Here is an 893-nt window from a genome sequence, read left to right on the forward strand (position 1 = left end):
CTGGAATACAGCTGCGACCTGTTTGAGGCGGATTGGGCGGAGGGCTTGTTGGCCCACTATCAGCAGTTGCTTGCCGCCATGGTGGCCACGCCCGAGCGGCGGCTGTCGCAGCTGGCCATGCTGAGCGATGTTGAACGTTACCGGCAGATTGTGCTCTGGAATGACAGCGGCGAGGCAGCGCTGGAAAATCCGGCTCGCCATCAAGAGCCTACCATTGTTGCGCTGTTTGAACAGCAGGTTGAACGGCGGCCCGAGGCTGTTGCTCTGACCCTGATCGCCGACGGCCAGTCTGGCCGGCAACTCAGTTCGCACCTCACCTATGATGAACTCGAACGCCGTGCCAACCGCCTGGCCCGTCTCCTGGTGCAGCGTGATATTGGCCCGGAAAGCCGGGTCGGTATCGGCACCGGACGCAACCTGTCCATGGTGATCGCGATTCTCGGCGTACTCAAGGCGGGCGCTGCCTATGTGCCCGTCGATCCCGACTACCCCAAGGCCCGCATCGCCTATGTGATGAGCGACGCGCAGGTGCAAATACTATTGCTTGAGTGCGCGCAACAGGCCGTCTTTGCCGATCTGGAGGTGGAGTGCCTGGCCCTGGACGATGCGGAGATAAAAAAACAACTGGCATCGCAAAGCGAAGCCCCCCTTGCCGCCCCGGCACAGGGCCGACACCCGGATCAGGCCGCCTACCTGATGTACACCTCCGGTTCCACCGGGCAGCCCAAAGGGGTGGTGTGTTGCCATCGCAGCATCGTCAACCGGGTGCAGTGGCTGGCCCGCCTGGGTATTGAGCCCGGCGAGGTGTTTTGCCAGAAAACCAGTATCGGCTTCGTCGACCACGTAGCGGAGCTGTTTCAGGGACTGGTTAACGGCGTACCGCTGGTGATGGT

The 893-nt window shown here is 62.0% G+C and carries 1 protein-coding gene; it reads left to right on the plus strand.

The annotated features are described in order from the left end of the window. A partial coding sequence (locus tag ABVT36_RS19090; RefSeq protein WP_368457981.1) for an AMP-binding protein occupies positions 1-893 on the plus strand: 893 nt, incomplete at both ends.

This window comes from Microbulbifer sp. TYP-18 (assembly GCF_040932045.1).
Taxonomy (GTDB): domain Bacteria; phylum Pseudomonadota; class Gammaproteobacteria; order Pseudomonadales; family Cellvibrionaceae; genus Microbulbifer.